Raw genomic sequence first — 14452 nt, forward strand, 5'->3', positions numbered from 1 at the left:
TAGATGAGGGGTGCTCCTACCGGGCAGCCTTGAAAGGCAGCCCCGCTCAAAAGCCGTTGGGACGTGGACGAAGTGTCCGCGATACAGCGTCCCAAAGTGCGACGGCCTCCTTTTCCGTAAGCGACGCCTTGCGAGGCGGATCACCTTGCCAATCGTCTGGCAAGATGTCGCCGTTGTCCAAATCGAGTTCCACTAACGGCGTAAGCGCACTTCCTGTTTTCGAATTTGCCTCCAGGACAAAATGATGACCCGGGATATAAAGATACGTTGTACCCGCCATCAGCCACTCCTCGGCCTGCATACCCGGTAGGTCAACCACGCCTTTTCGAACAGTATGGCCGTTACGCTCTTTGAGAGCGTCATTAATACTATCGCCACGTTGAAGCAGCGTGGTCTTCTCATGAATAAAAGAGGTTGTCTCAAGGACAAAATTCACGTCTTGCTTATCGCGCAGGTAGTATTGGCCAGACAGATCCTCTTTCTCCCCGGCAGACCCATGCAAGAATCCGCCAAGAAAGCACACGCCGGGGACAGTTGGAATCGTGGCCTCGTCACGACCTTCCACCCTGCCGAGAAGACCAAAGACAAGCCGCTTCTTTTCCGGAACATCGTTTATCAGTTCGCCGTGGATGCCGTATGGCGTACCTTTGTTCTCCCTTACATATACTGAATTGACCATGTCGGTTGCTTCACTTTGTAGCTTTATCTGGTAACCACGATCCCAGCGGTATGCTTCTACGATGCGCGGCATATCGGAGCTTTGCCCTTTAGGGGATTCGAGTGAAACGAAGTAATAGCTGTCTGCTATTGCCGGAACGACCCCGTGCTCGTACAGGACACGATATCCTCCGGCCAGATTCACGAGGGAGTTGAGGTTTGCCTCCCGAGCCGAGATGTTCTGGAGGAATTCCGCTTTGGATGCTGGTATAGCCTCAAACGTCACACCTTCAATGAAGCTGTCGCCAAACGTCCGAATATCCTTTGGTAGATCAATTAGATATCGGCCCATACAGCGCGTTTCGAGTTCCGTAGTCAACGCGTGAACGGTGGCTTTTTCCTGCTCGGTCATCGGTTTCTCCCGGTTGCATGCGGACACCAGCGCCATCATGCACGCGAGTATCGTGATCAATAGTGTTCTCATTCGACATAAGCCATTTTCGTCTCCTTCGCTCGATACACGATCCGTGTGACAGCCCAAAGCGCAAAGAGCATCTGTGGCTTTTTCTTATATGCGCCCTCGTGGTCTACATCCTTGTGTCCAACACATAGCTTGATCTTTCCCCTCGGGGCTGCACCCGAAACGGCGGGAACGGTCCCGTCACCGCTCTGTGCAGCAGGCCGCAATGTATAGTGTGTGGCAAGCGGGTCCCTCCCACTGCGTTGAAGCAAATCCTGGTCGCCTGTACCCTTATCCCGTATGACCTGCCCGCTGGTAAGGTCATCGACCTTGGCATAGGCATCTGCCCACTTCAGAACGGTGCCTATCTTTCTCTCCCATACCACCTCGCCCCATGTCTTGTGGGCATCATCGTCTCCGTAAAATGCGTAGGAGTTATTGTGGTACTTCCCAGCTAGCCCCAGATGGAAAGGAATGACCAATTTGTTGATGATTCGCTCATAGGAGGCCCAGTCCTGATCAACCGTCTGTTTATTCGCATCGATTGGGTTGATTAATTTGTCGTCGCAAAGACTCCACCATTGTCCACGGGACAGATAGACCTCTCCGTAAGGATCAGCAACTGGGAGAGCTGCCGACTGTGAGCCGTCACGGATTTTCAGCCACCCCATGCCGTACTCCGCGCTAGGGAGTAGCTGAAGCGGTCCAGGTGACTGGGCAAAGACCGCAGTCATCTCAGCAGCATTGGCACCCACAGCAATCCCGACTGGCATCTCGGTGCCGCTTTTCACACGCTTGTATGCAGTTGCCGAACCGGTTGTTGGCATCACCGCGTGCAATATTCCAAGGATATTGGCGTTGCCACCCGTATTTTCCGAATACCACCGTGAAACGAGGCCTCCCATTGAATGGGTCACTAAAATAACGTAGTCGCATTGCTTGCGTTGGCTTCGGTAGTAATTTTTATATTCGTTAATCTTCTCGCCCAATCGATTGGCGGAATCGGCGTTCGACTGCAACCAGTTATATCCGACCGCGTGTACCGGCAAATGATATTTGTAGGAGAGCGCCACCTCCTCATGTAAGAGCGGGGTTATCCCCGGGACTGGATCGCGCAAGTCTTTCATCAGTGTCGCCCGCCACCCGTTCTTGCAGGTATCCGCGTCGTTCAAGGCATTTTCAAGCCAAGGCAGGAACGTTCCGTAGCTCATGTTGGCAACCTCACCCCAGCCCCGACGACGCAACTCAGCGTCCGAAAGTTGTGTGCCTGCCGGTAGCGCACCTCCGCTATAAACCAAAGTATTTGCTGGATCGAGTTTCACCTTACGCTTCTCTGGTCCTCGACTACCCCATTCTTTCAAGACGCTCCATGTTCCGTCCGCGAGCCATACTGGCTTTTGTCGCCGATTCATCAAATTTGTACCCATCACGCCCGGGACAATGATGACCGGAATCACCCGATTTGGGATCATGTAATACACCGCCGTACTGTCATCCGGGGGAGACGTAACAGAGGTGTAGTGTGCGGAACCGTCGTCCGCGACCCTTGCCGGGATAATACGTTCGTTCGTGGCCATGCAATGGCACTCCGTTTGTTCTTAATTCGAAAAATCAAGAAGCGGATTAATCACAATCACGATGACCAAAAAATCATTAATTCATTGCACTTGTCGAGTTCGCGTGAACGGATGCTGAAAGTGAAATCCGAAAAATCGAGAGCCACGCCAATAGACACCCTATTGTCGATTCCGATGGCTACGGCGCCGAGTTGGGATCATATCCATCACACGTTAGGCATTTCGATCGCGAATCATGTGTAGCACTGGTCATTCTGCACCTCTGCCACCTAGCATGCGCAGTCCAGTAGATCCCGATTCAGCAAAATCTGACGTAGGCCAATTGTTCATATTTCTATTCGTTCTAAGATTCGAATATAAGACTAGTCTGATTTAACATCTGCCAAACAACTCAGACTAAAATCGAATCTCACAATACGCCAACGAAGCTCAGCCAAAAAAATCAAAGCCTATTCAATCCGTCACCCCCCTGTTTCTTAGTATTCCAGAATTATTGAAGGAACAGCTCGCCATCGACGTACTCCGCTACCCCTAACAGCAATTCGCTCTCACAACCCTCGTGCTCGTCTCCCGGCATCCTTGCTACCGCGCAACAGGTCTATTGGCCATTTGCCAAAGAAAACGCCCCGACGGGCGATAACCCGTCGGGGCGTTTGCATGAAGGCTTGCACGCGGCGCGCCATCGGGCGCGCGGCGTGGCAAAGCAAAACTGCTTAGCGTTGCGAGATCGGCTTCGCTTCGCGCGGCGTTTCGCCGATGAACAGCTGACGCGGACGGCCGATCTTCTGCTCGGGGTCGGCGATCATTTCGTTCCACTGCGCAATCCAGCCCACCGTACGTGCCATCGCGAAGATACACGTGAACATCGAGGTCGGGATGCCCAGCGCGCGCTGCACGATACCCGAGTAGAAGTCGACGTTCGGGTACAGCTTGCGCGACACGAAGTATTCGTCTTCCAGCGCGATCTTTTCGAGCTGCATGGCGAGCTTGAAGAGCGGATCGTCGTGCAGACCGAGTTCGTTCAGCACTTCGTAGCACGTTTCGCGCATGAGCTTCGCACGCGGGTCGTAGTTCTTGTACACGCGGTGACCGAAGCCCATCAGCTTCACGCCCGAGTTCTTGTCCTTCACCTGCTTGATGAACTCAGGAATCTTGTCCGGCGAACCGATTTCTTCCAGCATGTTCAGCGCGGCTTCGTTCGCACCACCGTGCGCCGGGCCCCACAGACAGGCGATACCAGCGGCGATACACGCGAACGGGTTCGCGCCCGACGAACCGGCCAGACGCACCGTCGAGGTCGAAGCGTTCTGCTCGTGGTCGGCGTGCAGGATGAGGATGCGGTCGAGGGCGCGCACGAGCACGTCGTTGACCTTGTACTCTTCGCACGGGTTCGAGAACATCATGCGCATGAAGTTCGCGCTGTACGACAGATTGTTCTGCGGATACACGAACGGCTGGCCGATCGAGTACTTGTACGCCATGGCGACGAGCGTCGGCAGCTTCGCGATCATGCGGATCGCCGAAACTTCACGATGCTTCGGGTTGTTGATGTCGAGCGAGTCGTGATAGAACGCCGACAGCGCGCCGACTGCGGCGACCAGAATCGCCATCGGGTGCGCGTCGCGACGGAAGCCGCGGAAGAAGAACTGCATCTGCTCGTGAACCATCGTGTGCTGCGTGACGGTCTTCACGAACTCTTCCTTCTGCGCCGCGTTCGGCAGTTCGCCGCGGTACAGCAGGTAGCAGGTTTCGAGGAAGTCGGCGTTTTGCGCGAGGTTGTCGATCGGGTAGCCGCGGTAGAGCAGCTCGCCCTTGTCCCCGTCGATGTACGTGATCGCCGAGTTGCACGACGCCGTCGACATGAAGCCCGGGTCATACGTGAACTTGCCGGTCTGACCGTACAGTTTGCGGATGTCGATCACATCCGGGCCCATCGTGCCCTTGTAGATCGGCAGTTCGACGCTCGGCGAATTGTCGCTGAACGATAGCGTGGCTTTTACATCAGACGGGGTCATAGCACATCCTCAATCGAAGATAAACACGGGATTCGATAGTTTTGTACGTCCGGCGCGGCGACAGTCGACATAACTGCGCGCCGCCGAGCTCAGACGTTCCGAAGCAGCTCCAGCACCCGCTTCACGTCCGGGTCGGCAAGGTCGCCTTCTGGTTCCTTGCGCGCGAGCAGCAAGTCCATCAGGTCGTTATCGCTCAGCTCGAGCAGGCGCGTGAGAGCACCCACGTCGGCGTCGCTGAGTTCATGCTCATAGCGCTCGAAAAACCGCTCAAAAATCAGATCATTTTCGAGCAGGCCGCGCCGCGCGCGCCAGCGAAGGCGCGCGCGGCGATGGGGGTCAGACTGGTGCGATTCCATTTCAGAACAACAACATCAAACCGCGCGGCGGAACATCAGTTCCTTGATCTTGCCGATCGCCTTCGTCGGGTTCAGGCCCTTCGGGCAAACGTCGACGCAGTTCATGATCGTATGGCAACGGAACAGACGGTACGGGTCCTCGAGGTTGTCGAGGCGCTCGCCGGTCGCTTCGTCGCGGCTGTCCGCGATGAAGCGGTAAGCCTGCAGCAGACCTGCCGGGCCGACGAACTTGTCCGGGTTCCACCAGAAGCTCGGGCAGGAAGTCGAGCAGCTTGCGCACAGAATACACTCGTACAGGCCATCGAGTTCGTCACGCTGCTCAGGCGACTGCAGACGCTCCTTCTCGGGCGGCGGCGTGTCGTTGATCAGGTACGGCTTGATCGAGTGGTACTGGTTGAAGAACTGCGTGAAGTCGCAGATCAGGTCGCGCACGACGGGCAGGCCCGGCAGCGGACGCAGCACGATCTTCGCCGGCAGGTCGTTCAGGTTCGTCAGGCAGGCGAGACCGTTCTTGCCGTTGATGTTCATGGCGTCCGAACCGCACACGCCTTCACGGCACGAACGGCGGAACGACAGCGTCTCGTCCAGTTCCTTGAGCTTGACCAGCGCGTCGAGCAGCATGCGCTCGTGCGTGATTTCCAGCTCGTACGTCTGCATGCGCGGCGCTGCGTCCTTGTCCGGGTCGTAGCGATAGACTTCAAAAATGCGTTTGGCCATTTCCAATTCCTTTTGACTGGCGTGTGCCTTAGAACGTACGCGCCTTCGGCGGCACGGACTCGACGGTCAGCGGTTGCATGTGGACCGGCTTGTAATCGAGTCGGTCGCCTTCGCTGAACCAGAGCGTATGGCGCAGCCAGTTTTCGTCGTCGCGGTGTTCGTAGTCGCTCTGTGCGTGTGCGCCACGGCTTTCCTTACGGGCTTCGGCCGAAACCATCGTTGCGCGCGCAACTTCGATCAGGTTCGCCACTTCGAGCGCTTCCACGCGCGCCGTGTTGAACACCTTCGACTTGTCCTTCAGGTGGATGTGCTTCGCGCGCTCGGCGATCTGCGCGATGTCCTGCACGCCGTCTGCGAGCAGCTTCGACGTGCGGAACACGCCTGCGTGCTTCTGCATCGAGCCGCGGATGTCGTTCGCGACGCTTTGCGCGTACTCGCCCGAGGTCGACTTGTCGAGCTCGGCGAGGCGCGAGAGCGCGAAGTCGGCGGCGTCGGCCGGCAGCGGCTTGTGCTCCTTGAGCTCCTTGACGTGCTTGACGATGTGGTTGCCAGCCGCACGGCCGAACACCACGAGGTCGAGCAGCGAGTTCGTGCCGAGACGGTTCGCGCCGTGCACCGAGACGCACGAGCATTCGCCCACGGCGTAGAAGCCGTTGACGACTTCTTCGTGACCCTTCGGCGTGCCAACGACCTGGCCGTTGATGTTCGTCGGGATGCCGCCCATCTGGTAGTGGATGGTCGGCACGACCGGGATCGGCTCCTTGATACAGTCCACATTGGCGAACTTGAGCGCGATTTCGCGGATCGACGGCAGACGCTTCATGATCGTCTCGGCGCCGATGTGCGAGAGGTCGAGCAGCACGTGGTCCTTATGCGGACCCACGCCACGGCCTTCCTTGATTTCCTGGTCCATCGAACGCGAAACGAAGTCGCGCGGCGCCAGGTCCTTCAGGGTCGGCGCGTAACGCTCCATGAAGCGCTCGCCGTTCGAGTTACGCAGAATGCCGCCTTCGCCGCGCACGCCTTCCGTGATCAGCACGCCCGCGCCGGCCACGCCGGTCGGGTGGAACTGCCAGAACTCCATGTCCTGCAGCGCGATGCCCGAACGGGCCGCCATGCCGAGGCCGTCACCGGTGTTGATGAACGCGTTGGTCGATGCCGCGAAGATCCGGCCTGCGCCGCCCGTGGCGAACAGCGTGGTCTTGCCTTCGAGGATGTAGACGTCGCCCGTTTCCATTTCGAGCGCGGTCACGCCGAGCACGTCGCCGTCGGCGTCGCGGATCAGGTCGAGCGCCATCCATTCGACGAAGAACGTGGTCTTCGCCGCGACGTTCTGCTGGTACAGCGTGTGCAGCAGCGCGTGGCCGGTACGGTCAGCCGCCGCACAGGCGCGCTGGACCGGCTTCTCGCCGTAGTTGGCCGTGTGGCCGCCGAACGGGCGCTGGTAGATCGTGCCGTCGGCGTTACGGTCGAACGGCATGCCCATGTGTTCGAGTTCGTACACGGCGTTCGGCGCTTCACGGCACATGAACTCGATCGCGTCCTGGTCGCCGAGCCAGTCGGAGCCCTTGATCGTGTCGTAGAAGTGGTAGTGCCAGTTGTCTTCGCTCATGTTGCCGAGCGAGGCGCCGATGCCGCCCTGCGCCGCCACCGTGTGCGAACGCGTGGGGAACACCTTCGAGAGCACGCAAACCGACAGGCCAGCGCGCGCGAGTTGCAGCGAAGCGCGCATCCCCGAGCCGCCAGCACCGACGATGACCACGTCGAACTTGCGACGCGGCAGTGAATTCTTGATTGCAGCCATTCTTTTACACTCTCCAGAGAATCTGAGCGGCGTAGCCGAGGCTGCCCAGCAGCCATGCGATCGTGAGGACGTCCAGCGTGATGCGCAGGCCGACCGGCTTGATGTAGTCCATCCAGATGTCACGCACACCGACCCACGCGTGCAGGAACAGCGCGATCAGGGTGACGAACGTCGCGAGCTTCATCCACTGCGCGGCGAAGATCGAGGCCCAGCCGTCATACGAGAAGTCGTGCGCGCCGAAGAACAGGACGAGCAGCACGATCGTGTAGATCGCCATGATCACGGCGGTGGCGCGTTGTGCGATCCAGTCGCGAATGCCGTAGTGAGCGCCGACGACAAGGCGCTTCGGACCGATACCGTTATTAGCCGACATTTTTTAGAACGCTCCGAAGAGTTTTGCCGCAAAGGCGATCGTGAGGACCGTGGAGATGATCACGACGACGAGGGAGGTCGACTTGCCTTTTTCCTTGCTCACGAGGCCATGGTTGAAGTCCATGCACAGGTGACGCACGCCAGCGCAGAAGTGAAACAGGAACGCCCATCCGAGGACCAGCACGATGAGCTTGACGATGATATTGGAGAGGAAGCCCTTGAATACCTCGAAGCTAAGCTCCGAAGTGAGGCTCTGGTCCAACAGGAACAAGATGAAAGGCAGGAACAGGAACAACAACGCACCGCTGACGCGGTGGCCGATCGACACACGACCGGCCAGAGGCAGGCGGTATGCGAACAATATCTGCCCAAGCCCGATGTTCCGGTATTCCGGCCTCGGTTTTTTTGCGGCTTCTGCCATGCTAGACCCCTACTATGTGTTAACACTAATTCGCAATTTTAGCGCCTTTTCATATCGCGCTGCAGCGAAATCCACGTCGGGTAAGGCTGGTGGTGCGCGCAAGCAAAGGCACTCTGGGGAAGGGCTCCGCGCCTTTTGCGCGGTCGCCCGTCAACTCAAATCATTCTGATAGTAGTACCCGGTTGTGACATACCATCCGCGGCGTACCTCGACCGGCCGGTCTCCATAGGTATAGGACACCCGCTCGACCGATAGCAAAGGAAAACCTGCGGGCACCTTGAGAAGATCGGCCACCGTGGGCTCCGCGGCCACGGCGCGGATCTTCTCGGTCGCACGAATCATGCGCGTGCCGAATTCCGCCTCGAACATGGCATAGAGCGGACCCTTGTACTCGGCGAGGCGCTCGCTCGTGAGCCCGCGGAACACGCCGCCGGGCAGCCAGATCTCGTCGAGCACGGTGCTCTCGCCGTCGAACTGCAGCAGACGCCGGATCAGCACCACCGGGTCCGAGGGCTTGAGGTCGAGCTGGCGCGCGATCTCGGCCGAAGCGCGCAGGCGCCGGCACTCGAGCAGTTTGCTCACGTGCGGGTGCTCCGCGCCGTCATCGGCGAGTAACCTGAGAAAGCGAAACTGGGCGCGCTCTTCGTTGTGCGTTGCAACAAACGTGCCCTTGCCCTGGCGGCGCACCAGCAGATTGTCGGCAGCCAGCTCGTCGATCGCCTTGCGTACGGTCCCCTGGCTCACCTTGTAACGGGCGGCCAGTTCGACTTCGCTGGGGATGATTTCGCCGGGCTTCCATTCGCCGGACTCGAGGCTCTGTGTGATGAGCCCCTTGATCTGCTGGTACAACGGACTGAAGGTCGGGGACGGCGGAACCGCGGGCGCAGACGCTTGAGCCCCGCTCTCGGGAGCGGTGGAATTCGCGTTGCTGGCCGGGTTTGCACTCATGGCGCGCATTTCAACATAAAGCCCCCTACGCATCAAGCATTTTGCCTGCAATAGTTATGTCTTATATAAGACATAAGATACTGTTGACTTTGACCCTGACGACTCCTACACTCCCGATCGAGCAAGGGTTTGCGGGCGGCCTGCATGCTAATTTCAGGACATGAAAACGGCATGACGAAGAGGCGCCGCCGGCTGCATCCACCTCGTGGCGAATGCGCCGCGAGCCGCCTTGCACGATGCTGTTCCCTCACGCAGTAAACGCAGTAAAGGTTTCGATCCGCCCAGCCGGCACGCGTGAGTCGTTGCGCGCCGCGCGTCTGTGGGAGAGCCCGAGCGAGCTGTTGCAGGAGTCGGCACACGCGAAGCGGCCAGCGTCTGGCGTCCCTCGAAGGGCGCCCCGTTCACCTCTTGCCATGTTGCACAGGTTACCGGCACGGCGGTCCGTGCCGGCGGCGCACGCTTCACGGCTTGTCAGTCATGGTTGTTCCAGTGAAGCGCGCACGCCGGCGATCAAGACCGCCTGTTTCACCTACGCTTCGTGTATCGCGCATATAGAATGGCGTTTTACCCTGGCGTCTAACGCATCTTCCTGGAGATTTTCAATGGCTAAGCCCGCAAAGCGCGTTGCCGTCACCGGCGCCGCAGGTCAGATCGCTTACTCCCTGCTGTTCCGCATTGCGAATGGCGACCTGCTCGGCAAGGATCAGCCCGTCATCCTGCAACTGCTCGACCTGCCGCAAGCGCAAGCCGCCGTCAAGGGCGTCGTGATGGAACTGGACGACTGCGCATTCCCGCTGCTCGCGGGCGTGGTCATCACCGACGACCCGAAGGTCGCGTTCAAGGACGCCGACGTCGCCCTGCTGGTTGGCGCACGTCCGCGCTCGAAGGGCATGGAACGTAAGGACCTGCTCTCGGCCAACGCCGAAATCTTCACGGTTCAGGGCAAGGCGCTGAACGACGTCGCCAGCCGCGACGTGAAGGTGCTGGTCGTCGGCAACCCGGCCAACACGAACGCCTACATCGCCATGAAGTCGGCTCCGGACCTGCCGAAGAAGAACTTCACCGCCATGCTGCGTCTGGACCACAACCGTGCGCTCTCGCAACTGGCCGCCAAGTCGGGCAAGCCGGTCGCTTCGATCGAGAAGCTCGCCGTGTGGGGCAACCACTCGCCGACGATGTACCCCGACTTCCGTGTCGCAACGGCGGAAGGCCAGTCGCTGACCAAGCTGATCAACGACGACGAATGGAACCGCAACACGTTCATCCCGACGGTCGGCAAGCGCGGCGCGGCGATCATCGAAGCGCGCGGCCTCTCGTCGGCAGCTTCGGCCGCCAACGCAGCGATCGACCACGTGCGTGACTGGGTCCTCGGCACGAACGGCAAGTGGGTCACGATGGGCATCCCGTCGGACGGCTCGTACGGCATTCCCGAAGACATCATCTACGGCGTGCCGGTGACCTGCGAAAACGGCGAATACAAGCGCGTGGAAGGCCTCGAAATCGACGCGTTCTCGCGCGAAAAGATGGACGGCACGCTCAACGAGCTGCTCGAAGAGCGCGAAGGCGTCGCTCACCTGCTCGGCAAGTAAGCCAGCTGGACGAACGGAACGCGCGTTTGACGCCCGTTCCGTTCTGCTTTATGGGCACGCGGGCAGCCTCCGCGGCCCGACCTGAGCGGCCCGTTCCACGCGGGCCGGCCAGGGTGCCGCCCGATCCGCATGCGCCTTGCCCTGACCGCCTTGCCGGCAGGGCGCATGCGAATCCGGTATCTCCTACAAAACTCGACTCCCGACGCCGAAGATGCGCGCCATTCTGCCAGCCGAAGTGCTGTTTGACGGCGAAGCGCCGCCCGCCATCCTGCCCGCATGCGACCACTACGCGGGCAGTGAGAAGCTGATGCTCAAATCGCTCGCGCTGCAGGAGCAGCTGGGCCCGGTATTCGACATCACGCTCGATTGCGAAGACGGCGCGCAGGTGGGCCGCGAAGCCGAACACGCCGAACTCGTGGCGTCGTTCATCGGCGGCGAACACGACCGCTTCGGCCGCGTCGGCGTGCGCATCCACGATTTCCATCACCCGCACTGGCGCGACGACGTGCGCATGATCCTGCGCGCCGCGAAGCGCGCGCCGGCCTTCATCACCGTGCCGAAGATCCGCGCCGTGGGCGACGCCGCCGAAATGACGGCGTTCATCGAGGCCACGCGCGTCGAGATGGGCATCGACAGGCCCATACCCGTTCAATTGCTCGTCGAAACGCACGGCGCACTCGCGCGCGTGTTCGACCTCGCCGCGCTGCGCGGGGTCGAGTCGCTGAGCTTCGGGCTGATGGATTTCGTCTCCGCGCACGACGGCGCGATTCCCGATACGGCCATGCGCTCGCCCGGCCAGTTCGACCACCCGCTCGTACGCCGCGCAAAGCTTGAAATAGCGGCCGCGTGCCACGCGTTCGGCCGCGTGCCCTCGCACAATGTCAGTACGGAAGTGCGCGACATGGACGTGGTGGCGAACGACGCGCGCCGCGCACGCAACGAGTTCGGCTACACGCGCATGTGGAGCATTCACCCGGCGCAGATTCCCGCGATCGTGGCCGCTTTCGCGCCGCGCGACGAAGAAGTTGCGCTGGCCGCCGAAATCCTGCTGGCCGCGCAGCACGCGCAATGGGGTCCGACACGCCACGGCGACACGCTGCACGACCGCGCGAGCTATCGCTATTACTGGTCGGTGCTGCGCCGCGCGCGCGCCACGGGCCGCGCCGTGCCGGCCGAAGCGGCGCCGCTGTTCGCGCGTGGCGAACTCACGCAGGAGTCGGCCTGATGCGCGCCGCGAACGGACGCCGAAAACGTTTCCAGCGCACCGCGCCCGGGCAACCACGCGGATCTCGCACCGCATAGCGCAGCGACGGCAGTCACGGACAGTTACAGGCAGTTACTTGCGAACCAGGCTGCAAACAACACCGGGCCGGAGAAATTGAAGTTCATGGCGATAAATAGGTGAAAATAGCGTCCGCTGCGCGCTTTCGGGGCGCGCGCAGTGCAAACGGCGGTTGCCTGTTCAACCGCGCACTGATCAACCGCTTTTAGATAGATAAAGGTTTGACACTCATGAAGAAACTGCTGATCGCCGCTGTTATCGGCACGCTGTCCTCGACGCTGATGCTGGCCGCCACCGACGCCGCCGCACAAGGCACGTCGACCACGACCGCCAAGAAGCCGGCTCCGAAGCATCGCATCATCAAGCGCAAGGCCAACCCGGCCAAGGAAGCGAAGGTCGATCCGGTCCCGGAAGGCTCGGAGCACTGGAGCTGCGCGGAAGGCGCACAGTTCGACCTGAAGGGCGACATGGCACGTGACCAGATCGTCACCGTTCACTGGGCGAACAAGAACTACAACCTGCCGCGTCAGGTCACGACCACGGGCGCCGACCGCTTCCACGACGCCGCCACCGGCCTCGACCTCGTCGTGATCCCGACGAAGGCGATGCTGTTCTCGGACAAGGACAGCTCGCGTCTGGCCGACGAGTGCAAGACTGTTGCAATGCAGCAAGGCGCAATGGCGCCGACCCAGGCTCAAGCGCTGAACCCGGCTACCCGCGCTCCGGCAGCCGCCAGCGGCGCCGCGGGCCAGTAAGGACCGCAGGATCGCCTCGATGTCCGCCCTGATCTCCAACGTCAGGCCGCAGCCGGACCAGGTACTGGTCGATATCGTCGACTATGTGCTGGGTTTCCGGGTTGACAGCGCCCTCGCGCTGACGACGGCCCGGCATTGCCTGATCGATACCCTCGGCTGCGGACTCGAGGCGCTCTCCTACCCCGCCTGCACCAAGTTGCTGGGACCGATCGTGCCGGGCACGATCGTCCCGCACGGTGCGAAGGTGCCGGGCACGTCATTCCAGCTCGATCCGGTTCAGGCCGCGTTCAACATCGGCGCGATGATCCGCTGGCTCGACTTCAACGACACCTGGCTCGCCGCTGAATGGGGCCATCCGTCGGACAACCTGGGCGGCATCCTCGCGACCGCCGACTGGCTCTCGCGCACCGCCATCGCCCAGGGCAAAGCGCCGCTCACCATGCGACACGTGCTCGAAGGCATGGTGAAGGCGCACGAGATCCAGGGCTGCATTGCGCTGGAAAACTCGTTCAACCAGGTCGGTCTCGACCACGTGCTGCTCGTGAAGCTCGCCTCGACCGCCGTGGTCGGACAAATGCTCGGGCTCACGCGCGACGAGCTGATCAACGCCGTTTCGCTCGCGCTGGTCGACGGCCAGTCGCTGCGCACCTACCGCCACGCGCCCAATACGGGCTCGCGCAAGTCGTGGGCCGCAGGCGACGCCACCTCGCGCGCCGTGCGCCTCGCGCTCATGGCGAAAACGGGCGAGATGGGCTATCCCTCGGCGCTCACGGCAAAAACGTGGGGCTTCTACGACGTCTCGTTCAAGGGACAGCCGTTCAGGTTCCAGCGCCCCTACTGCACGTATGTGATGGAAAACGTGCTGTTCAAGATTTCTTTCCCCGCCGAATTCCACGCGCAGACCGCCGCCGAAGCCGCGATGACGCTGCACGGCGTGCTCGCGCAGCGCGGCAAAACGGCTGGGGACATCAAGCGCATCACCATCCGCACGCATGAAGCGGCCATCCGCATCATCGACAAGAGCGGCCCGCTTGCCAACCCGGCCGATCGCGACCACTGTATTCAGTACATGGTCGCCGTGCCGCTGATCTTCGGCCGCCTCACCGCCTCCGACTACGAAGACGACGTCGCGGGCGACCCGCGCATCGACGCGCTGCGCGCGAAGACGGTATGCGTGGAAGACCCGCAATTTACGCAGGATTATCACGATCCGGACAAGCGCTCGATCGCGAATGCGCTCACCATAGAGCTCATCGACGGCACGACGCTCGACGAGGTCGTCGTGGAGTACCCGATCGGCCACAAGCGGCGCCGCGAAGAAGGCATTCCGCTGCTGATCGAGAAGTTTCGAATCAACCTCGCGCGCCGCTTCCCCGCGAAGCAGCAGCAGGCGATTCTCGATGTCTCGCTCGACGAGGCGCGGCTTTGCGCCCTGCCCGTCAACGAGTACGTCGACATGTATGTGATCTGAGCAATCAGGCAGGTATCAGTGACAGCAG

13 protein-coding genes are annotated in these 14452 nt (G+C 60.8%); 4 read left to right on the top strand and 9 right to left on the bottom strand.

Going from position 1 to position 14452, the window contains the following annotated elements; genetic code table 11:
- Nucleotides 1–46 precede the first annotated feature (46 nt).
- The 9 genes from AB4Y44_RS23440 to AB4Y44_RS23480 form a co-directional block, all read right to left on the bottom strand.
- Entirely contained in the window at nucleotides 47–1069 is a 1023-nt protein-coding gene (locus AB4Y44_RS23440; RefSeq protein ID WP_368701015.1) for a T6SS immunity protein Tli4 family protein, read from the bottom strand.
- Nucleotides 1070–1137: 68 nt separating this feature from the next.
- Nucleotides 1138–2694, bottom strand: a complete 1557-nt coding sequence (locus tag AB4Y44_RS23445; RefSeq protein ID WP_368701016.1) for a hypothetical protein — start codon at nucleotides 2692–2694, stop codon at nucleotides 1138–1140.
- Between the two features lie 713 nt (nucleotides 2695–3407).
- Nucleotides 3408–4709, bottom strand: coding sequence for a citrate synthase (gltA, locus tag AB4Y44_RS23450; protein WP_133183860.1), 1302 nt, complete (start codon nucleotides 4707–4709; stop codon nucleotides 3408–3410).
- 89 nt (nucleotides 4710–4798) lie between these two features.
- Nucleotides 4799–5065, bottom strand: a complete 267-nt coding sequence (locus AB4Y44_RS23455; protein WP_028202905.1) for a succinate dehydrogenase assembly factor 2 — start codon at nucleotides 5063–5065, stop codon at nucleotides 4799–4801.
- 15 nt (nucleotides 5066–5080) lie between these two features.
- Nucleotides 5081–5782, bottom strand: coding sequence for a succinate dehydrogenase iron-sulfur subunit (locus AB4Y44_RS23460; RefSeq protein ID WP_183606462.1), 702 nt, complete (start codon nucleotides 5780–5782; stop codon nucleotides 5081–5083).
- A gap of 28 nt (nucleotides 5783–5810) precedes the next feature.
- Nucleotides 5811–7586: a succinate dehydrogenase flavoprotein subunit gene (gene sdhA / locus AB4Y44_RS23465; RefSeq protein WP_342918526.1), complete on the bottom strand. Its 1776-nt coding sequence runs from the start codon at nucleotides 7584–7586 to the stop codon at nucleotides 5811–5813.
- A 4-nt stretch (nucleotides 7587–7590) separates the two neighbouring features.
- Nucleotides 7591–7959: a succinate dehydrogenase, hydrophobic membrane anchor protein gene (sdhD, locus tag AB4Y44_RS23470; RefSeq protein ID WP_042273220.1), complete on the bottom strand. Its 369-nt coding sequence runs from the start codon at nucleotides 7957–7959 to the stop codon at nucleotides 7591–7593.
- A 3-nt stretch (nucleotides 7960–7962) separates the two neighbouring features.
- Complete coding sequence (gene sdhC / locus AB4Y44_RS23475; protein WP_069261396.1) at nucleotides 7963–8379, bottom strand: succinate dehydrogenase, cytochrome b556 subunit; 417 nt, start codon at nucleotides 8377–8379, stop codon at nucleotides 7963–7965.
- Nucleotides 8380–8529: 150 nt separating this feature from the next.
- Nucleotides 8530–9327 (bottom strand): GntR family transcriptional regulator, encoded by a 798-nt coding sequence (locus AB4Y44_RS23480; RefSeq protein WP_342918525.1) that lies wholly within the window; start codon nucleotides 9325–9327, stop codon nucleotides 8530–8532.
- A gap of 602 nt (nucleotides 9328–9929) precedes the next feature.
- Between AB4Y44_RS23480 and AB4Y44_RS23485 the strand changes: the two genes are divergently transcribed.
- The 4 genes from AB4Y44_RS23485 to AB4Y44_RS23500 all read left to right on the top strand — a co-directional run bounded on the left by AB4Y44_RS23485 (nucleotide 9930) and on the right by AB4Y44_RS23500 (nucleotide 14424).
- Entirely contained in the window at nucleotides 9930–10916 is a 987-nt protein-coding gene (locus AB4Y44_RS23485) for a malate dehydrogenase (RefSeq protein ID WP_254337501.1), read from the top strand.
- Nucleotides 10917–11127: 211 nt separating this feature from the next.
- Complete coding sequence (locus AB4Y44_RS23490) at nucleotides 11128–12141, top strand: aldolase/citrate lyase family protein (protein ID WP_342918524.1); 1014 nt, start codon at nucleotides 11128–11130, stop codon at nucleotides 12139–12141.
- A gap of 287 nt (nucleotides 12142–12428) precedes the next feature.
- Complete coding sequence (locus AB4Y44_RS23495) at nucleotides 12429–12953, top strand: hypothetical protein (protein ID WP_342918523.1); 525 nt, start codon at nucleotides 12429–12431, stop codon at nucleotides 12951–12953.
- A gap of 19 nt (nucleotides 12954–12972) precedes the next feature.
- Complete coding sequence (locus tag AB4Y44_RS23500) at nucleotides 12973–14424, top strand: bifunctional 2-methylcitrate dehydratase/aconitate hydratase (protein ID WP_368701017.1); 1452 nt, start codon at nucleotides 12973–12975, stop codon at nucleotides 14422–14424.
- Nucleotides 14425–14452 lie beyond the last annotated feature (28 nt).

Origin of the sequence: Paraburkholderia sp. BR10937 (assembly GCF_040965695.1) — a bacterium.
GTDB lineage: Bacteria > Pseudomonadota > Gammaproteobacteria > Burkholderiales > Burkholderiaceae > Paraburkholderia.